At 33.4% G+C, this 20,064-nt stretch carries 25 protein-coding genes; 13 read left to right on the top strand and 12 right to left on the bottom strand.

The annotated features are described in order from the left end of the window. Window positions 1–8 precede the first annotated feature (8 nt). Both Q1A73_RS22810 and Q1A73_RS22805 read right to left on the bottom strand, forming a co-directional pair. A complete protein-coding gene (locus Q1A73_RS22810; RefSeq protein ID WP_299610617.1) occupies window positions 9–950 on the bottom strand; it encodes a pyridoxal-phosphate dependent enzyme in 942 nt (313 codons plus the stop codon). A 7-nt stretch (window positions 951–957) separates the two neighbouring features. Next, the gene (locus tag Q1A73_RS22805) at window positions 958–1,284 is read right to left on the bottom strand and encodes a hypothetical protein (protein WP_299610615.1); all 327 of its coding nucleotides are present in this window, start codon (window positions 1,282–1,284) and stop codon (window positions 958–960) included. 28 nt (window positions 1,285–1,312) lie between these two features. Between Q1A73_RS22805 and Q1A73_RS22800 the strand changes: the two genes are divergently transcribed. From Q1A73_RS22800 to Q1A73_RS22790, 3 genes are all read left to right on the top strand, one after another. Then, window positions 1,313–1,489, top strand: coding sequence for a DUF5522 domain-containing protein (locus Q1A73_RS22800; RefSeq protein ID WP_299610612.1), 177 nt, complete (start codon window positions 1,313–1,315; stop codon window positions 1,487–1,489). A 76-nt stretch (window positions 1,490–1,565) separates the two neighbouring features. Next, window positions 1,566–2,102 (top strand): DUF4136 domain-containing protein, encoded by a 537-nt coding sequence (locus Q1A73_RS22795; protein ID WP_299610610.1) that lies wholly within the window; start codon window positions 1,566–1,568, stop codon window positions 2,100–2,102. A 91-nt stretch (window positions 2,103–2,193) separates the two neighbouring features. After that, window positions 2,194–2,799, top strand: a complete 606-nt coding sequence (locus Q1A73_RS22790; RefSeq protein WP_299610607.1) for a DUF4230 domain-containing protein — start codon at window positions 2,194–2,196, stop codon at window positions 2,797–2,799. Between the two features lie 33 nt (window positions 2,800–2,832). On the opposite strand, the gene Q1A73_RS22785 is transcribed toward Q1A73_RS22790, so the two are convergent. From Q1A73_RS22785 to Q1A73_RS22745, 9 genes are all read right to left on the bottom strand, one after another. Then, the gene (locus Q1A73_RS22785) at window positions 2,833–3,366 is read right to left on the bottom strand and encodes a DUF2867 domain-containing protein (protein WP_299610605.1); all 534 of its coding nucleotides are present in this window, start codon (window positions 3,364–3,366) and stop codon (window positions 2,833–2,835) included. Further along, window positions 3,363–4,241: an ATP-binding cassette domain-containing protein gene (locus Q1A73_RS22780; RefSeq protein WP_299610603.1), complete on the bottom strand. Its 879-nt coding sequence runs from the start codon at window positions 4,239–4,241 to the stop codon at window positions 3,363–3,365. Before Q1A73_RS22780 ends, Q1A73_RS22785 begins: the two co-directional genes overlap by 4 nt. Continuing rightward, window positions 4,238–4,909 carry a molybdate ABC transporter permease subunit gene (gene modB / locus Q1A73_RS22775; RefSeq protein ID WP_299610709.1) on the bottom strand — a complete coding sequence of 224 codons (672 nt, stop codon included), beginning with the start codon at window positions 4,907–4,909 and terminating at the stop codon, window positions 4,238–4,240. The genes Q1A73_RS22780 and modB overlap by 4 nt, the downstream gene beginning before the upstream one ends. Beyond that, window positions 4,909–5,310: a TOBE domain-containing protein gene (locus tag Q1A73_RS22770; protein WP_299610601.1), complete on the bottom strand. Its 402-nt coding sequence runs from the start codon at window positions 5,308–5,310 to the stop codon at window positions 4,909–4,911. The genes modB and Q1A73_RS22770 overlap by 1 nt, the downstream gene beginning before the upstream one ends. A 15-nt stretch (window positions 5,311–5,325) precedes the next feature. Further along, a complete protein-coding gene (modA, locus tag Q1A73_RS22765) occupies window positions 5,326–6,129 on the bottom strand; it encodes a molybdate ABC transporter substrate-binding protein (RefSeq protein WP_299610599.1) in 804 nt (267 codons plus the stop codon). 163 nt (window positions 6,130–6,292) lie between these two features. Continuing rightward, window positions 6,293–6,730: a GNAT family N-acetyltransferase gene (locus Q1A73_RS22760; protein ID WP_299610596.1), complete on the bottom strand. Its 438-nt coding sequence runs from the start codon at window positions 6,728–6,730 to the stop codon at window positions 6,293–6,295. A gap of 28 nt (window positions 6,731–6,758) precedes the next feature. Beyond that, complete coding sequence (locus Q1A73_RS22755) at window positions 6,759–7,574, bottom strand: hypothetical protein (RefSeq protein WP_299610593.1); 816 nt, start codon at window positions 7,572–7,574, stop codon at window positions 6,759–6,761. Window positions 7,575–7,630: 56 nt separating this feature from the next. Further along, the gene (locus Q1A73_RS22750; protein WP_299610590.1) at window positions 7,631–8,086 is read right to left on the bottom strand and encodes a DUF1572 family protein; all 456 of its coding nucleotides are present in this window, start codon (window positions 8,084–8,086) and stop codon (window positions 7,631–7,633) included. Continuing rightward, the gene (locus Q1A73_RS22745) at window positions 8,079–8,546 is read right to left on the bottom strand and encodes a DinB family protein (protein ID WP_299610588.1); all 468 of its coding nucleotides are present in this window, start codon (window positions 8,544–8,546) and stop codon (window positions 8,079–8,081) included. Before Q1A73_RS22745 ends, Q1A73_RS22750 begins: the two co-directional genes overlap by 8 nt. A gap of 383 nt (window positions 8,547–8,929) precedes the next feature. Here Q1A73_RS22745 and Q1A73_RS22740 point away from each other — a divergent pair, with 383 nt between their 5' ends. The 6 genes from Q1A73_RS22740 (at window position 8,930) to Q1A73_RS22715 (ending at window position 14,186) form a co-directional block, all read left to right on the top strand. Continuing rightward, window positions 8,930–9,610 (top strand): Crp/Fnr family transcriptional regulator, encoded by a 681-nt coding sequence (locus Q1A73_RS22740; RefSeq protein ID WP_299610585.1) that lies wholly within the window; start codon window positions 8,930–8,932, stop codon window positions 9,608–9,610. Between the two features lie 12 nt (window positions 9,611–9,622). Next, a complete protein-coding gene (locus Q1A73_RS22735; protein WP_299610582.1) occupies window positions 9,623–11,233 on the top strand; it encodes a glutamate synthase-related protein in 1,611 nt (536 codons plus the stop codon). Between the two features lie 32 nt (window positions 11,234–11,265). Then, window positions 11,266–12,012, top strand: a complete 747-nt coding sequence (locus tag Q1A73_RS22730; protein ID WP_299610580.1) for a hypothetical protein — start codon at window positions 11,266–11,268, stop codon at window positions 12,010–12,012. Between the two features lie 5 nt (window positions 12,013–12,017). After that, window positions 12,018–12,401 (top strand): DUF2721 domain-containing protein, encoded by a 384-nt coding sequence (locus Q1A73_RS22725; RefSeq protein WP_299610578.1) that lies wholly within the window; start codon window positions 12,018–12,020, stop codon window positions 12,399–12,401. A 12-nt stretch (window positions 12,402–12,413) separates the two neighbouring features. Continuing rightward, a complete protein-coding gene (locus Q1A73_RS22720) occupies window positions 12,414–13,652 on the top strand; it encodes a sodium:proton antiporter (protein ID WP_299610576.1) in 1,239 nt (412 codons plus the stop codon). A 198-nt stretch (window positions 13,653–13,850) separates the two neighbouring features. Beyond that, a complete protein-coding gene (locus Q1A73_RS22715) occupies window positions 13,851–14,186 on the top strand; it encodes a single-stranded DNA-binding protein (RefSeq protein ID WP_299610574.1) in 336 nt (111 codons plus the stop codon). A 19-nt stretch (window positions 14,187–14,205) separates the two neighbouring features. Here the strand turns inward: Q1A73_RS22715 and Q1A73_RS22710 are convergent, their stop codons facing one another. Then, entirely contained in the window at window positions 14,206–15,216 is a 1,011-nt protein-coding gene (locus Q1A73_RS22710; RefSeq protein ID WP_299610572.1) for a WYL domain-containing protein, read from the bottom strand. Between the two features lie 189 nt (window positions 15,217–15,405). Between Q1A73_RS22710 and Q1A73_RS22705 the strand changes: the two genes are divergently transcribed. From Q1A73_RS22705 to Q1A73_RS22690, 4 genes are all read left to right on the top strand, one after another. Beyond that, on the top strand, window positions 15,406–15,645 hold the full coding sequence (locus Q1A73_RS22705) for a hypothetical protein (protein WP_299610570.1): 240 nt from the start codon (window positions 15,406–15,408) through the stop codon (window positions 15,643–15,645). Window positions 15,646–16,234: 589 nt separating this feature from the next. After that, window positions 16,235–16,390: a hypothetical protein gene (locus tag Q1A73_RS22700; RefSeq protein WP_299610568.1), complete on the top strand. Its 156-nt coding sequence runs from the start codon at window positions 16,235–16,237 to the stop codon at window positions 16,388–16,390. Between the two features lie 156 nt (window positions 16,391–16,546). After that, window positions 16,547–18,538: a tetratricopeptide repeat protein gene (locus Q1A73_RS22695; RefSeq protein ID WP_299610566.1), complete on the top strand. Its 1,992-nt coding sequence runs from the start codon at window positions 16,547–16,549 to the stop codon at window positions 18,536–18,538. A 476-nt stretch (window positions 18,539–19,014) separates the two neighbouring features. Then, a complete protein-coding gene (locus Q1A73_RS22690; protein ID WP_299610563.1) occupies window positions 19,015–19,680 on the top strand; it encodes a response regulator in 666 nt (221 codons plus the stop codon). Window positions 19,681–20,064 lie beyond the last annotated feature (384 nt).

Raw genomic sequence — 20,064 nt, 5'->3', positions numbered from 1 at the left:
CATTCATATTAAATCCTAATAAGAGGGATTTTCTTTTTACTCAGTTTTTTATTCATCCCAGCAATACCTTGCAGACCTCCTGTATGAACGGCTAAAATACGAGTATTTTTTGTAAAATCCCCTTTCTGTATCTTATCAAAAATACCGTATATCATCTTGGCCGTATATATAGGATCTAAGGTGATATACTGTTCTTCTTTAAACCTATTCATAAACTCAATTAATACAGTATTTATTTTACCATAACCCCCAAAATGATATTCCGTATTCAAGCTCCAATTCTCCTTATTGGTATATTTATTTATCTCAGCATTTAAAAAATCTCCTTTTAGCGCTGGGAAACCAATAACCTTTTGATGATCACTACTTCTATTAATGATGCCAGCAATAGTTCCTCCTGTTCCAACTGCACAACAGAGATAATCATATTGATTATCTGAGGATATAAGAATTTCTTCACAACCTTTGACAGCTAATTCATTTGTTCCTCCTTCGGGTACTACATAAAACGAGCCAAATTCTTTCGTGAGTTTTTCTAAAAAAGAAGTTGAAGTCTTTTCCCTGTAGTCTTCCCTGCTCACAAACTTTAATTGCATACAATGATCCGTAGCAAATTGTAGGGTGTCATTCTCGGACAAAACTCTTTGCAAATCATTTGCTAATTCTTCTCCTCTGATAACTCCAATAGTCTTAAAACCCATTAGTTTTCCTGCGGCAGCAGTAGCAGCTATATGATTACTATAAGCACCTCCGAAAGTAAGAATTGTTTTGTATCCATTTGCTTGTGCTTCTCTAAGATTATATTTCAGTTTTCTGAATTTATTCCCAGAAACATATGCATGAATTTGGTCTTCACGTTTTATATCAAGTGTTATCCCAGCTTCATCTAATAAGGGATGTGTTATTTTTTGGTTGATTACGGTAGAAATTTCTGAAGAAAAGAAATCCATATCACAATTAGAGATATTTTGTAAAACTCCAGATTTTTCGATGCTCTAAATAGGAAAGTTCTCCTTCCATTTCGTAAGCTTCACGCTCAAAAGAGATATTTCGATAAGCTTCTCTAGAATTTCCATACTGAAATAATCTAATAATGTACTCCAATAGATAAACAATATAAAAAGGCAATACCAAAAGCTCTAGCTGCTGTTTTAAGTGAATTCTTTCATGGTTTATAAACACCTTATCCTCTTTTAACCGTGGATCTTTTACCACAATAAAAGGCCAAAGTGCTATACCCACAAAATGACGACCTATCAAATATTTGTTAACTAAAATTGGCATCTAACCGCAAGATAGTATTTTTGTAGTGATGAGCAACCCAAAAAGAATACTAAAACCCGAAGAAGGTGATTACTATCTTACACCTGAAGGGTATCGATGTTTTACAGAACAATATCATCTACGAAGAGGGTACTGTTGTGAGAGTGGCTGTAGGCATTGCCCATACGGTTATGATAAAAAAACAAATAAGTATACCAAAAAGTAGATTTTAAGTCACTCATGGTATGATTATTGTGCATTTTTTACCAAAAAATTGTTGAACTTTTTAAAAACATAGGATTATGAAATCTTTCTCTCTTTTATCGCTGATCCTAATCATAACACTCAGCTCTTGCTCTAGTGTAAGAGTAGCTTCTGATTATGATAGGCAAACAAATTTTAATAGTTACAAAAGCTACGCCTTTTTTAAGCCAGGAATAGATAAGGCTGAAATTAGCGACTTGGACAAAAAACGCATCCTAAGAGCCATTGAAGCGGATATGGCTGCTAAAGGATTTACCAAATCAGAAAATCCAGACGTATTAGTAAGTATTTTTACAAAAACTAAAGAAAACGTAAACATTTATCAAAATAACTTTGGCTTCGGATGGGGTTATGGATGGGGATGGAATCCTTGGTTTTGGAACAATGGATTTAATACCGTTTCTAGAACAACGGAAGGCACTTTATATATAGATCTTATCGATGCCTCTAAAAGAGAGCTTATCTGGCAAGGTATGGGTACCGCAGCACTTACAGAAAGGGTAGAAAGAAAACAGGAAAAAATGAATCAAATTGTAACCGCGATATTAGAAAAATATCCTCCAGAATTAAAATAAGCATTTCATCCGTTTAGATATCATAGCCTTTCTTTTATAGAGAGGCTATTTTTTTATGTACTTTTATATACAGAACCAGATTCTTAAAAGTATGCGTAATTTTTTACTTGGTGCTTGTATTGCAGCATTTATTGCTTTGGGAATTAGCTATTTTATTATTCAGGCTAAAACTCAAAAAACCGAAATACAATCTTCTGATTTAATTTTAGATCAGATAAAAAACGTAGGAAAACTTGTGGTTACCGAAGGACATTTCTCTGAGGTCATTACCTATAAAGACGCAAAAAAATACTATTTGGATATTTTAACTGCAGAAAAAAAAGCTATTGTGGTGGTAAACGCTGAAGTTACGGTTTCTTATGACCTTAGCAAAATAGAACACTCCATTGATAAAACGAATAAAACAGTAACAATTACCCATATTCCCGAAGCCGAAATTAACATCAATCCAACGATAAAATACCATGATCTGGAAGAGGATTTCTTTAATCAATTTAATCCAGAAGATCATAATAAAATACAACAAGAAGTAACTCGTCAATTAAATGAAAAAGTAGAAGCCTCTACACTAAAATCTAATGCCGAAAACAGACTGATAAGCGAACTACAAAAGATTTATATTCTTACCAATAGCTTAGGATGGAAGTTGGTTTATAAAGGAGATACGGTTACCAATTCTGAACAATTGATTTTATAAAACCTGAAACAATATAATTCTTAGGTTCAAAAGCTAGTGCTTTTTTAAATTCCTGATAGTACTTTTAAGCATTGCAGGAACAATTAATTTATGAAAAGGTTTCACTGGGAAGAAATATAGTTTCCCGAACCAATTGTTAAAATGTACCACAGTAGATATGGTTAGGTCTTTTGTATGATCTGGTTGAGGAACTAACAATAAAGAAACTCTAAAATTTAAATGAGAATCGTTTTCTCCTAAAATTAGCTCATTATCCACCTTATCAAATACTTTAAAAATACCAACCTGATCGCCAATTTCTCCTTTAAAATTTTGAAGCACTTCTTCCTTTTGTTCTAAGCCATTCCCAGTTTTAAGTCCAAAAACTGAAACTATTTTATTTCTCAAAGCAAACAAGCTCCCTATCCATTTTGGAGAAAATGAAAAAAATGCTTTGGTTACTGCTAAAATATCAATCTCGTTTTTTGGATCCGAAAACCTGCTTTTATAACTATCAGAATACTCATAAACTTCTTCTGATAACAATGAAATCTCCGGCAAAGCTACTTTCTCTACTTCGATTTTCATGCTTCAATTTTTTGTAAAACAGGATTAAATGCTTTTGAAGCTACAATAACCTTATCTCCTATTGCTAAATTGACAATTTCTTGTTCCTGAGCTACAACTTTTACTACATTTTGCCCAATAAGAACAGTAACTATATAGATAACATCTTCTTTCGTAATATCAATCACCTCTCCGACAAACTGAAACTTACCACTAAGCTGATTACTTGCAAATACGGTCATTGGTTTTCCAACCTTTTCTACACCACCATCTTGAAGCTTATATACCACATCCGACATTTTGATAATTTCTCCAATATCATGACTTACCAAGATAGTAGTTAGATGGTATTTTTTATGAACTTTTAAAATATAATCTTGCAGCTTGGAACGCATTCTTATATCTAATGCAGAGAGTGGTTCATCTAACAACAAAACTTCTGGTTTTTGGACCAGAGCACGAGCTAAAGCTACACGTTGTTGTTGACCACCAGATAACGTTTCTGGTTTTCTATCTTGTAATTCTTCTAATTCTACAATGCTAATCAACTCATCAACAATTGCTTTATCTTGTTTGTTATCTAATGCAAATTCCAAATTTTTACGAACTGTCATATGAGGAAATAGCGCATAATCCTGAAAAACATATCCTATCTTACGCTGCTGAGGAATGCGATTAATTTTACGTTCTTTATCAAACCAAATACTATCATTTACCATAATACTTCCTTTATCTGGAGATAGCAACCCAGCGATGATTCTAAGTGTCGATGTTTTTCCTGCACCAGAAGGCCCATACAATGTTACGAACTGACCTCGCTTAACATCTAATTCGATGGCAAGAGTCATTTTTCCAGCAGCCGAACGTAAAGTTTTATGGATAGTCGCTTTGATCATTTCCAGAACTTTTTAAGATATCCACCATTTATCATATATACTGACAATAGTACTATAAACGTAATTACGAATAAAATCATAGAATATGTATTGGCATGCGCATAGTTTAATGCTTCTACCTCATCATAAATAGCAATCGATACTACTTTTGTTTTTTCAGGAATATTTCCTCCTATCATTAAAACAACGCCAAATTCGCCGACGGTATGCGCAAAAGCCAAAACGATTCCTGTAAGTAACGATGGTTTTATATTGGGTAACAATACACTAAAAAGTGTTTTCAATTTTGATTTTCCTAATATATACGAGGCTTCTGATAGAGAAGATGGTAAACCCGATAATCCAGATTGAATAGGATTTACCATAAATGGTAAACTATAAATCGCGGATCCAATTACTAATCCCGAAAAGGAAAATATTAACCGTAAGCCAAACCATTCTTGCAACCAGGCTCCAAAACTATTTCCAGGGCTAAAAGCCATTAACAAATAAAACCCTAAAACCGTTGGAGGCAATACTAATGGCATGCTTACCAAAGTTTCTACAACAGGTTTCATTCTTGATTTAGAAAATGCTAGCCAATAAGCCAAAGGAACCGATACGATAAGTAAAATCACAGTAGTTACCAAGGCCAGTTTAGCTGTTAATATGATAGGTCCCCAATCAATCATCTGGAAAGCATAATTTCGTTAACCTTTATCATAGCAACTACTTTTTGATCTTTTTCTAGAGAAAGCTCGTCAAGAATTTCAGAAGTGATCAATGCTACGATTTCTCCAATACTACTTTCTAATATCACTTTACTTAATAACGCTCCTTTTTCAATATTTTTAATGGTAGCTTTGATTTTATTTTCGATACTGATCAAGGTATTCTCTTCTGTGGAAATGATAACCTCTGTTTCTTTAAACAAAACAGTAATCTGATTTCCTTTTTTTAGATGAGAAGCTGTTTCTGGAGTTTCGAGCAAAATAGTTTTAAGCAAATTATGCTCATCTAGCTTAACGGAAACTATCGATAAACTTTTGCTTACTTTTATATCAGAAATATGTCCGGAAAAAACATTCATTAGTTTATTTATAAACTACTTCAGTGCGTTAAAATCTCGATTATCGAGTAAATATCCGAAATCTTCTAATATTTTCTTGGCTTCTTTAGAAAAAAGAAAATCATAAAACTTTGTGCTATTCATATGCTCCTTATTCTCTTGTTTTATCAGCACAACACCTTGTGCTATTGGTGTATAAAAACTATTATCTAGTTCTTTCCAATGTCCTTGCTCTCTCATTTGAGGAGACATTACTACAGATTTTGCTGTAAAACCAATTTCTGAAGCCTTAGAGGTAATAAACTGGTTGGTTTGAGCAATACTTTCTCCATACACTAATTTATCCTCAAGGAGTATATACACTTCCTTAGATTTTAAAAATTCTACAGCTGCCTTTCCATAAGGAGCAGTCTTCGGATTTGCTAAAGCAATATTCTGAATCTTAGGATTAGAAAGTCCCGCAATCGAAAGTTCTATATCATGATGTAACGACCATAAAACCAACTGACCATACCCGTATATTTTTGGAGGCGCTACTGCAAATCCTTCTTTATAAACATCATTAGGGTATTTCATATTAGCAGACACAAAAATATCATAAGGAGCTCCTTCTTTGATCTGTGCGGTTAGTTTACCAGAAGAACTAATAATCAGATCACAAGGAATCCCTGTTTGCTTGGTAAAAGCATCCGAAATTTCTTTAATAGCAAACTGCATATTAGCTGCTGCCGCTACGGTAATATGACCCTTTTTCTCTTCTGTGCACCCTAAAAAGAATACAAAACCCAATACAACAAAAAGCAGCTCTAATTTTACAAAACGTATTTTCTTATACTCCACTAACTCTTTGTTTTTTTGATAATAGCAATATAACTTTTCCTATATAGTAATAAAACTATTGTCCAATACTATAATCTTACAGGCTAAATATACAGTATTAATGGTAGTTAAGATTAAAAGAAGACACAATTAATTTTTTAAAAAATCAATGCGGCAGTCTAGGTTATATTTCTAATTCCATCTCATATAAATCTAACCCTAAACCCCAATAATCTTTTGCTGTCTTTTTGGTAATAAAACCAAATTTTTCAAAAAAACCATATGCAAGTTGAGAGGTTCTAACAGTTACTTTTTGTATCTCACTATTAGACTTTAAAATGGACAAACAATGGGTAACAGCTTTATTTCCGAAACCCTTACCAACAAACTCTGGATGAAAAAAAATCCATGTAATTTCTCCAACGCTGTTTTTCTTAAGATAATTACATCCTACTCCTCCTATTATTTTATTCCCAGATGTTATTGTAAAATAGGTGCTTTCGTATACCGCTAGATATTTTTTAAAATCCTGGATTTCCTTACGATCAAAATATTTAGGAGTATTTAAGATAAGAACTTTAACTAGTTCCTTTTTGTCATTGGATGTATAAGGTCGTATCATTCCAAAATTTTTCTGGTATTGGAATATATTAATTAATCCGGATCGAAAAATTATCCACAAACAATTCAATATCCTCCATAGTAGGGTTTGCAGTGGCTCCTACCTGGACTCTTTCATAAAACACAGGCTCTTGTAACGTAAAATCAATTCCATTTTCAGCAAACAATTCTCTAAAAATAGTGGCATTAGGCAAATTCATCCCATTACTTATGATTACCTCATTCCCATTGATGGATAATCTATTTATTCCAGTATCATCATCCGCTAATGTTAATTCCCATCGCACGGTTACCCATTCATTTCTGGGAAATTGCAGCGATGTTTGCCGTAAATTGCTCGCTGAGATTTTACCCCTTTCGATGGACAAAAAATCATTTCCTCCAGACATCATCAAACGAACTCCTGGACATTGATTATCCTCCACCGTTGGATCCCAACACGAGCAACATTCTAGATCAATTAATAGTAAGTTTTCAATATTAGCAGTGGAATTCAGGTAAAAATCTGCTTCGATAACAACCAGATCATCTGCAAAAGCCTTAAATCCTTCTTTTTCTATATCCATTTTAGACAATATATTATCAGATTGGAACGCTAATAAACGTAATGCATTTTGACCTTCAGAAAACGTAGTGGTTGAAATAGAAATCTCATTTGATGGATTTGTTTGTTGTATATTCGTCCATCTACTTCCATTCGATTCAAAAAGTTCGTCCACATCATTATTTTGAGTCTCGAATCCATCTTCAAATAAAAATGAATTTGTAGTAAGGGATGCATCATTATCGTTATTGGAACAAGCAATACAGAACACAAGAATTATCAAAAAATAAACAAACTTCATAACTAATGGGGATTTGTTATGAAGATACTATATTTATTTTATTCTAAGAAGAATCCTTAGGAGTCTAGTAGTCTTCTGTGATAATTTATTTGACCTAAATGATAGGTTAGATGTGTTGTTAGATGTATCAAAAATCGATGCGTACTAGGATTCTTATCCATTAGTATTCTAGGATATTCTTTCTGAAGATCGTCTGGTGTAATAGTATCCAATGCTGTATCCACTATTTTTTGTACCTCATCAATTTTAGCAATCATTTCTGATCTGGGAATATCTTTCACAGAAAATTCTAAATCCCGTTGTCTTATATATCCAGTATTTCCAAACTCTGCTCCAATATACGTATTCAGGTTTCCAATCAGATGTAAACAAAGGTTTCCTGCAGAATTACTTATTGCTTTTGTCTCTATCCACAAGTTCTCTTCTTTGGAATAAGCATTAATTTCTGCTTTAAGTTTGGTTAAATCTCGATCGAAGATGGTTTTTAGTATGGCTATAAGAGAATCATTCATTGGATATCATTTTATTAATTAATGTTATTTGTCCTAAGTGATAATAGGCATGTTCGATCATTGCATCAATATTTCTTTGATAAGTCCCATACTTTTCATCTACAAAGACTTCATCTAATTGCACATCCGACATTTGCTCAATCAAATCAGCAAAGCTTTCGGAATTATTATATAATCTCTGTTGTAACGCTTGCCAATCTTCTTCTGAGGTAATTGATGGTGCATCAAAACTATACTTATCCCTAATTTCTAAGTCTCCTCCTTTTAATACATTTAGAACACCTTCTATATAATAATTGATATGAAATGTTAGTAACCCAATGGTATTTAAATCACTTACTTTTTTATTCGCTTGTTCCCAACTAATTTTAGACAATTGATCTTTATAATTGGTATTTGCAATCCAACGACCATTTAACACCACTTCTCTAAATCGATTAGCTATCTGTTTTGTTCTCATCACGGTTTAAAACAAAATTAATTATAGTTAAAAATAGTTTTTTCACTAAAGAAATGACAAATAAATATCATAGAACCTTGTTAAAAATTTTCTTCAAAGTCTGCTCATTAGAATCATCAATTACCATAAGATGTAAAAGAAAGTGATTGATATTCCATTGTAATCAGCTATTAACAATATCCCTAATTGTAATCCAACTAGGATTAATTGAACTCCCTTCGAGTTTACATTTTCATTATAATAAATCAACTCCTTAAAATCACTTATTAAAAAAGTAAGAAAAACAATCTATTGTCGTCTGAAGTAACATCTAACAATTTAGTAAGATTTAGTGCTATTAAAATTCATTACTTTTAACAGTAATAACTTAACTAGCACTTACATTGAACACTTACACTAAATATTGGTTTCTAGAAGGATTTAACTTATTCAATAAGTTAGGAAGAATCACTATGATGCGTATGTGTGAAATTTTGGAGATGGAAAATATTGATAAAGGTGCTCATATCGAACTATCAAAAGAGAACAAAAAGAATATCTTCTTCTTAAAAAAAGGTACTGTAAAAATCATCAACCCCATTAATGATAAGGTTAAACACATTGTAAAGAAAGGAAACATCTTTGGAGAGCTAGCACTTTATAACGAATCAGAAGAAACCAAAGAGCAAGCAATAGCATTAGAAGATTGCATCGTATGTTATATAGAATCTTCGAGAATGCAACGTATTATAGAAAAACACAAATCCCTAAAAAATGGGATTTTAAAAATCTATGGTTTACGAATAAAAAGGTTAGAAAGAAGACTAGAAGATCTATTATATAAAGATAGCGGCACTAGAATCAAAGAATTCATTATTGATTATGTAAAAGAATTCGGAGAGCAGGAAAATGAAAACCTAGTAGCAAAAAACTTACTCACACATAAGGATATTTCCAATCTAACAAATACTTCCAGGCAAACGGTAAGCAATACTTTAAGTAAGTTAAGAAAGGAAGGGATGATCGATTATAATACGCAGACGATCACTTTAATTTATAAACAGACAAACACAATTCATACATAATTAACTCAAACCATGGAAAAACCAGTAGCAATTGCTCAGATTAATGATTTAGAAAACAAAAAACCAACACATGCATTAGTCAACGGACTTGATCTTGTAATTATCAAATTTGATGAAGAAATATCTGTACTATACGGAAGATGTTTGCATAGAGGAGCCTTAATGGCAGATGGACATATCGATGGACATAATCTTATCTGTGGTGTCCACGGCTGGGATTATAGATATGATACCGGTGTTTCTGAATATAATAATAATGAAGTATTACATAAATTTAGTACAAAAATCGAAGGAGATACGCTATACGTAGATGAAGTAGAAATAAATAAATATCTAACTCAGCATCCACAACCCTTTAATAGAGACGAGTATTTAGGCGCTTTTGCAGATACACATCCTGAAGACACAGAACCCTATACAGGATACATTAAAGAACTAGCAAAAAACGGATTAAAAAATCTAGGGCATCATGGGTTTTCTTCATCAATGGGTGTGGATCGAAATACACTTCCAAAATGGAGTGACATACAATTCTTGCCAGCACAATTGGCCAGCAGACCATTACTAGATCATGAAGATGTAGCTACCAAAGTAATTATTGGTCCAAAGGCAAAAAAACCATTAAGTATTGATATTCCATTATTTGTAAGCGATATGAGCTTTGGTGCTTTATCTAGAGAGGCAAAAATCTCGTTGTCCAGAGGAGCAGAAATGGCAGGAACTGGTATTTGCTCAGGAGAAGGTGGTATGCTACCCCAAGAACAAGAAAGCAACACCAAATATTTTTACGAACTTGCTTCTGCGCAATTTGGGTTCTCATGGGATAAACTAGAAAAAGTACAAGCCTTTCACTTTAAAGGTGGACAAGGCGCTAAAACCGGAACTGGCGGCCATCTTCCAGGAAATAAAGTGAGTAAGGAAATTGCCGAAGTTCGAGGATTACAAGAAGGGGAAACTGCTATTTCTCCAGCTACATTTCCTGATTTTCATGGAGTACAAGATTTTAAAGACTTTGCTGAAAGAGTAAGAGAAAAAACAGGAGGCATTCCTGTTGGTTTTAAGATTGCTGCAAGTCACATAGAAAAAGATATTCAATTTGCATTAGATGTAGGCGTAGACTATATCATTTTAGATGGTCGCGGTGGTGGAACAGGTTCTGCTCCTACAATTTTAAGAGATAATATCAATGTCCCTACAATTCCAGCTTTGGCAAGAGCCAGAAAATATTTGGATAAAGTTGGCGCTACTGATGTAACCTTAATTATTACTGGTGGATTACGAATCGCAGAAGATTTTGCTAAAGCCATGATGTTAGGAGCAGATGCTATTGCGGTTTCTAATGCTGCGTTGCAAGCAATTGGATGTTTAGGAATGAGAGCCTGTGGTAGTAATAATTGTCCTGTTGGTATTGCCACGCAAAAAGAATCTCTGAGAAGTAGGTTGATTATAGAATCTTCTGCTAAACAATTATGTAATTATTTTGAAGCCACTAATGACCTCATCAAAGTAGTTGCAAGAGCTTGCGGATATGATGATATTTCTAAGTTTAATCATAATGATTTATCAACTTTTGATCGAGATATGCATCAGTTAACAGGTATCAATTATGCAGGAGTTTTATAAAACCTGTGTTTCACAAAATCAAAAATAAAACCATGACAGCACAATTGCACTTAGCTGCCCAATATCTAGCAGCTGCCGGAATCTCATTTGTAGATAAAAAAGAAGATGATAGTCATACCAATCTCGGATTTTCTATCGAAAAAAGAAGTCTCATTACTAGAAATTTGGATAAAAAACCAATCACACTTTCTCTTAATTACCAAACCTTTGGATTAGAATGGAATGACAATGAATCCATTGCTATATTTCTGCTAGATGGTAAAACTCATAACCAAGTTTTGGAATGGATAAATAGTATGGCATCAAAAAGTAAACTATCTAAATCTTACATCTATGATCTTCATTATGAACTCCCATATCAAATAACTGATGACTATATATTCAAACTAGAAGATGCTGACAACTTACAAAAACTAAAAGAACAAAGAATCTTAGCAAATACTATTATAGAAGAATTTCTAAATACGAATAACTTAGAAGCAGAAATTAGGATTTGGCCACACCATTTCGATACTGGCGCCTTCGTTCCTAGCATAAACGCATCAGGAATATCAATTGGCCTGGGAATGGCAATACCAGATACGATGATAGATGATTATTATTTTTACATCAGCGGATATCATGGACATGATGGTGTAGATACTTCTGATTTTAAAAAGTTATCAATAGGAACCTGGAAAAATAATGGATTTAAAGGAGCGGTGTTACCAATTACCGGAATTGAAAAAGAACAAGGTATCAATTTCTTAAACGAAGCGCTAACTGCGTACAAAAGTTAATAACTATGGAACATTGGTATATTCCTGCAACCATCATTCCTGGCATAGGGCTTTTAATCTTATCTACTTCCAATCTTTTGGTAAATCTCTCATCAGAGATCAAAGGAATGATAGATCAGGAGGGAAGTACTCCAATACTTATTCAACGAAAGCTTAAACAGCTTAAATTATTAAACAGTGCTATGGTATTCATGTACATCGCTGTAGCATGTTTTGTAATCGCAGCATTGGTCTCTGGAATTTATAAAAGTGTAGAAGGTAATTTCGATTCGGCCATTTATATTACTATTTCAGGAATTATTAGCGCATTATTAGGACTTCTAGCGCTCATAGTATATTCTTTTAAGGCTGTAAAAATTAGACAAGATCAATTTAATAATAAATGTTAGCCCTTTAGAATCATGCTACAATCCTTCAGTATTATTTTTTCTATAGCCGCGTTTTTTAGTTTTATCAATTACAAATGGCTAAAAATGCCTGCCACCATTGGTTTAATGATCATGAGTTTATGCACCGTGATCATCATTACACTTAGCAAAAGTATTGTTCCCGATTTTTATGAATTCTTTTGTGATATTGTTGCCAATTCTGATTTCAAAACCTTACTATTAGATGGTATTCTTAGTTTTCTTTTATTCGCTGGAGCTTTACACGTAAATATCGAAGAACTTACCAAAGAAAAATGGTCTGTTATCCTGTTTGCAACACTGGGAGTTCTAATTTCTACTTTTTTAGTTGGCGGATTAACCTTTGGCGCAGCAAGACTATTGCATATAGAATTGCCGTTATTACATGCACTCCTGTTTGGCGCACTTATCTCGCCTACAGATCCGATTGCGGTAATGGCCATCCTGAAAAAAGCCAATATTGCCAAAAGTTTAGGAATTAAAATCGAAGGAGAGTCGCTGTTTAATGATGGTATTGGAGTGGTTGTATTCTCTGGAATACTAATTCTTATAAGTATGGAAGGAAATCTAGAAGGATCTGTAGGCGCCGAAATTGGAAAATTATTTATGGAAGAAGCCATCGGCGGCATTGTATATGGAATTGTTTTAGGTTTTATCGGATACCATAGTATAAAATCTGTAGAAGAGAATCCACAATTATCCGTAATGATTAGTTTGGCAATCGTAATGGGTGGATATTCACTAGCATCGCTGATTCATGTATCAGGACCATTAGCAATGGTAGTTGCTGGAATGATCATCGGTAACAAATTAAACGTTGCTACTAATAAAGGACCTACCAGAAAACTAATGAATGACCTCTGGGAAGTATTAGACGATATTTTTAATGGTATTTTATTTGTTCTTATCGGACTAGCAATTCATTTATTAAAATTCGATACTGGAAATCTAATACTGGGAATCATAGCCATATTCATTGTATTATTTTCAAGATTTATTTCGGTACTACTTCCCTACTCTTTATTAAAACATACAGAAACAAGTCCGATTAAGACCGTAACCATATTAACTTGGGGTGGTTTACGAGGTGGTATTTCATTGGCATTAGCATTAAGTTTAGCCGATAACCCATCTGCAGAAGTAATCCTATATATTACCTATGTGGTTGTTTTCTTTTCTATTCTTGTACAAGGATTAAGCATTGGACAATTGGTCAAAAAACTATATTCATAAGTCCCTTTTTAGCATTCTATAAATCTCCCATAAAATCGCTATTCGATTCAAACGACTACAAACGTTTAAAACCGAAAATAAACACTTCCTAACCGTATGTAACTTCCTTCTACTCCTATGTTTGCCCTGTCGAAACATAAGAACTCGATAATCATTATCTAATCTATTTGCGCTATGCAGATTATAAAAATCAATGTCATGAATACATTAAAAAACAAAGTACAATTAATCGGAAATTTAGGACAGGAACCAGAAATTATCTCTTTAGATTCCGGAAGAAAACTAGCCAAGTTTTCTATCGCTACCAATGACTACTATTATAACAAAGCTGGAGACAAAATCACGGATACGCAATGGCATAATATCGTTGCTTGGGGAAAAACCGCTGATATTATCGAAAAATATGTAACCAAAGGACAAGAAATAGCCATCGAGGGTAAACTAACCTCTCGCAGTTATGACGATAATGAGGGTAATAAAAGGTACATCACGGAAGTAGTTTGTCACGAATTATTAATGCTAGGAAATAAATAGCGTAGCTATGAAGGATATACTAAGTATATTTTTTTACCGCTCGTTTTAATTTTTCCTGAATTCTATTACGTAGTTTTTCTGGTTGTAGTACTTCGATACTATCTCCAAAACCGAGAATCAATCGTTCCAGCTCAAAATTCATTTGCACTTCGATGCTAAAGGTCACTCCATAATCATCTCGTGCAACTGTTTTCTGAGAGCTATGAAAAGGTTTTGTAGTCACATAAGGAGCATTACGACGATCAACGCGAAAGCTAATCAGTTCTGGTCGAACATTTTCTGAAACGGTCACGCCTATCACATCTTTGTAATAATCGTCTCCATCGATATGATGGTCTACATAAGATATGTCTGTATCTGAAGTAGCAATACTAATGATGCGATCTAGAGCAAAGGTAGTAAGTGACCTTCTGTTATGACCAACTGCCAGTAAAAACCATCGGTTATTAAATTCTTTTAATAACTGTGGGTGGATCTCGATTTCACTAGGTTGTCTGGCTTTAAATGAACGGTAACCAATTTTCAGGACTTTCTTATCCAAAATAGCGTGGTAAAGCATATCGATATGATGTAATCCTTTTAGCTGCTCATTCTTTTCGAGGTGAATAATAGGTTTGTTATTCTTTTGCGTAGCATATACAGAATCTTCCAATCGCTCTAACACACCATTCATCTCTTTAAAAAGCGAGAAATCTTTAAACTGTCGTAATATCTGTATGGACTCATTCATAATCTTAATATCATGATCGGTAACCGGAATATTCATAATACTATAGTCCTCCTCTGCATATCGATAATATTTGCGCTGATATACTTCTATCGGTGCATTATACCCCAATTTGTCACTACGCATCATCTGTATATCCAACTGAACTGTTCTTTTACTTACGTATACATCTTTTCCTTCGTATTCGTACAAAGCATCAGAACAGGCTTCGATCAGATCATCCAACGTCCATGTTCTAAAGCTATTACGAAGACACTGATCTATGGTTTTATAACGAATTAGAGCATTTTTATTCGACGCCATGTTAAAAATTTTAAGAAAAATATGAATTATCTTTTTACTACGCAAAAAGAATGCGTACTGGCACCAGATATTTGTACTATAAATAATGAAACAAGAGGCACAATGATAGTGTTTCGAGTAATTAATAAGTAAATCAGGGGAAACCTGAAAATGTTTAAATCTCGATTATCGAGTAAAAAATATAGTACAATGAAGTTTAATCAATTATCAAAAAAGGAGCAGGAGATCAGAAATAATCTGTTTACCGATGCATTCGCTGGCTTCGTTGGGATAGGATTTTACACTTCAGTTGTAAATACTACTCCACCAAAAATGCCAAGTGCAGACAGTAACAAGATACTGGAAAAAGCACTAGATCTAATGAACACTAGCTTTCGCAAAGCGTTCATAACAGACAGCTATACTTCGCATATAGTTGGAATTTCGTAAGCTTTTTATAAGTACTGATTAGCGAACGGTGCAATATCGATCTAAAGGTCGAACATTTACATCAGTTGAAGTACCCGTCCAGGACGGATGTATCGAAAACCCGGCTACCGGCGAGGCAGGTAAGTAAATTCCAAAGCACCAAACAATCAGCTGCTTATCTAAAGATGAGAATACCGAAAATATCGAGTATATCCAGTAAAAATTTTCTAACAAACGCAAAAAAAGCATTGGTAACTAAAGGTGTAACAATCGATGGTTACACCGAGCCACACCACCAATGAACATACAAGGATGTCGCACCTAGATGCTACACTAAGATGTCATACTAAGATTTTACACTGAGCGTGTCGAAGTGTTGCCTAAGTATCATCAATGTGTTCTCCAAGTGCCATCTAAGTACCATCCGAGTGCAGTTCGCTACTACCCAAAAGGGGAAAGTAGGGTAATGCGACCGCACTAGGATCACTTTCCCGAAAACAAAGGATCATTTCCCATAGGTGAAATGTATGTATCCGCATACTAGCTGGGGCTATCACTTATGGGCGTACCCCAACAATTGGAATATATCAATCACAAAACAACTAACAACATGAAAACTTTAAGATTTATATTATTAGCTATATTACTAGGTGTTAACCTTGTTTCTTGCGAACCTCCAACCATCCAGGATGAAATCGGAGTCGAAGAAGTAGAGACTAAAATCTCACTTACTGAGGATGAAGATGATGAAGTTGACAAAAACTAACATCACTCAAAATCATACAATAAGGACATTCTTATTAATTAGAATGTCCTTTTAACTTATTAGAATTTCTTATTTCATTTATCAGCTTTTTTTTCTAGATTCACCAAATATCTATTCAAAATAAGATATTTGCATATTCAATTTCAGAAGAATTTTATGAATCAGCGAGTCCTATTTCTAATTGTAATCCACTTATGTATTGCTCTTTACAATTGCTCTGATAATCATAAACATATCAATGAAGATGATGAAATCAAGGAATTAAGTCTCATTGACGAATACTTGATAAAAGCATCTGATAAAGAAAAATCAAAAGAAGAAAGAGAATTATTGATAGAAAAGGCTGTTAGCATCTACAATACGCTTTCAGACGATATGAATAAAAGAGAAAAAACAAGTAAACTTTCAGCTGCATATTATGATATAGATGATCAAGAAAGTTCTAAGAAAATGGATAAAGAAATGTTAAGACTATCTAAATCTATTAATGATTCTCTTGGAATTGCCCAAGCCTATGCAAATCTTGGTATTTACTATAGGAAAAAAAATATTTTAGATAGTACTTATTTCTATTTCTATGAAGCTAATCGACTATATACATATTTTGACAAAGAGCAGAAATTTAAACATTCACAATATGCTTATCACCATGGAAAAGTATTAATCGACTTAGCTAAATTATCTAGAAAAGTTAAAGACTATGGGCAAAGTGAATCTTTAACTATTCAAGCAATTGAAAAATTTAAAAAATCAGGAAACTTAAGATACATACCCCTTTCTTACAACAACTTAGGAATTGTTGCTAAACAATCAGGAAGATATAAAGATGCTGTAGGCTATTTTGAAAAATCAATCGAATACTCAAAGAATTCAAAAAAAGAGTTACTATATCTTACTCAATCTTATAATAATATTGGCACAACCTATAAATCACAAGAAAAATATGATGCAGCTGTAGATTATTTAGAAAAAGCTTTAGCTCATAAAGACTTTTTGAAAAAAAACCCTAAAAGAATAGCTCGACTTTATGATAATCTAGGATATGTAAAATTCCTAATTAATAAAAAGAATGATAGTTCATTATATTTATTTAAAAAAGCACTTTATATCAGAGATAGTATTAATGATATTGTCGGAATTTCAACTAGTAATTTGCACTTCGCAGAATATTATCAATATAAAGGTGATTATACATTATCTAAAAAATTCGCAAAAAGAACGGAACAATTAGCAAATGAAACACATGATAATGATGAATTACTCCAAACTTATGAATTCCTTGCAAAAGTTTCGCCACCCTCAGAAGGCAGACAGTATGCAATGAAATATATCAAACTCAGTGATAGTCTAACCAAACGAGATAACCTATTTAGAGATAAATTTGCCCGTATCCGATTCGAGAGTGATAACCTCCAAAAAGAAAACGAACAGAAAAGCCAGGAAATCCAAGAAGTACAAAATCAAAATACCATCTACCTACTTGGGATGCTCCTACTCGTTACCTTTATTGCTTTTATCATTTATTTTTCACGTCAGCGTACACGATATCTTGCACAACAAAATAAGATTGTAGAGTTTCAGGCGGCCTATGAAACCGAAACGCGTATTTCTAAACGCTTACACGATGAGATAGGGAATGATATTTTTCAGGTTATGATGCAATATCAAAATGATCCTCATGATCCGCAGATAACCAAAAAACTAAATACTGCCTATAACAAAGCCAGAGATATTTCCAGAGAAAATAGTGAGTTTGAAGTGGATGAAACCTACACCGAAGAACTTACGGATATGTTGACCAATTATACCGAGAATCATAGCAAATTGATTCTTAGAGGTATTGATAAAATCAATTGGGATATGGTAGATAAGAATCTAAAAATCACCATCTACCGAGTATTACAAGAACTCATGACCAATATGCAAAAGCATAGTCAGGCAGATCTGGTGGCCATTGTGTTCAAAAATGAAAAAAACAAACTTTTGATCAAATATTCTGATAATGGTATCGGTATCGAACAAGAAGATATCAAATCCAAAAACGGACTCCGTAATACCGAGAAACGCGTTCAGGCCATCCAAGGAAACATTACGTTTGATTCTGCAAAAGACAAAGGCTTTAAAGCTGAGATCAAAATTCCTGTGTAAAACCAAAACACAACTTCCTAATAATAAACGGCCTATCGAAAAATTGTTGTAAAATTTGAAGTGAAGATTCCGTAAAATTTTAGACTGTTTGAGCGTAGCGAGTTTCTAAAATTTAGGAATAGAACAAAAAATTTAAACAATTTTTCGTAAGCCTAGACTTTTTTGTTTCTTTTTTTGGCAATGAAAAAAAGAAAATAAAGAACATAAATCCTTTAAAAGTAAATGTAAAAAAGTCCCTCTTTGAAAACCTGTCAGCTATTTGGAGGAAGGGATTTAGGGAGATGTTACTTAATATGATATCAGAAAAACATCCATCCCCAACCCTTCCTTCAAAGGAAGGGAGTAAAAAACTCCTTTACAAAAAGATAGTTGACAAGATCTTTCTCATAATAAATCAAAAGAATACGGAAAAGCGTAATCAACCTATTTATGGAACAATTATATTTGACCTTTATAACAGAACTAAAACGTATACAATGTTTACGAAAGTATTGGTTGCAGAGGATTATGAAATCGCCAATCAAGGAATTATAAAAGTAATACAAGAAGGGTTAGGAATTCAGAATATCCATGAATCTAAGTATTGTGACGATGCCTATCTCAAATTCAGAAAAGCATTTCAGGAGAATGAACCTTTTGAATTACTTATAACAGATCTATCTTTTAAAGAAGATCACAAAGTACAAATCAGAACTTCCGGAATTGATTTGATTCAGGATATCCGAAAAATACAACCCAATATAAACGTCATTGTATACTCACAAGAAAGCAGACCAGACAAAATAAATATGTTATTTCAAAAACTAGATATCAATGGCTACGTATGCAAAGGGCAAAATGCAGTAAGAGAATTAGTAAGCTGCGTGCAAGGTGTATTTCGGGGAGATACCGTTTTACCGCCAGAAGTTACAGAGGCCAGTACCGATAATATCGTCAATCTAGACGATTTTGATATCATGTTATTAGAAGAACTATCACAAGGACTGACTAAAAAGGAAATCGTACAAAAACTTAAAAAGCTTAAAATAACTCCGAATAGCGAAAGTACGATCGACAAAAAACTAAGCAAGCTTTTTGATGACTTCAAAGCTAAAAACACTACACATTTAGTTGCTATTGTAAAAGATCTGGGATTGCTATAGCAACTCGTTTACAGCGATCTTGTCAAGATTATCAACTCGATTTATAATCGAGATCCCTTTCGAGAAAAGAAAAAACCGTCAATTTGAGTACTTCGATTTTAGGAGAAGTGTATCGAGAATAGGTTTTAAGTAATATATCATCAATTCAGATACTGATATAAATATAACTCATAGACTATAAAACGCCTATAGAAAACTTGTTGTAAAATTTGAAGTCACACTGAAATGTCACACTGAGCTTGTCGAAGTGTTATCGAAGTGTTGGCAATGAAAAAAAGAAAAGTCAGAAAACATCTCGATAGTTCTGCTGATTTCTATGACAAAACCAAATTGTTTTTATAAGCAGTTTGGTTTTTTATTATAGCAAAGATTCTATGAATAATT

The sequence above is a fragment of the uncultured Aquimarina sp. genome, assembly GCF_947492115.1.
Taxonomy (GTDB): domain Bacteria; phylum Bacteroidota; class Bacteroidia; order Flavobacteriales; family Flavobacteriaceae; genus Aquimarina.
The sequence above is the reverse complement of the archived record's forward strand: the minus strand, read 5'-3'. Positions and strand labels throughout refer to the sequence as shown.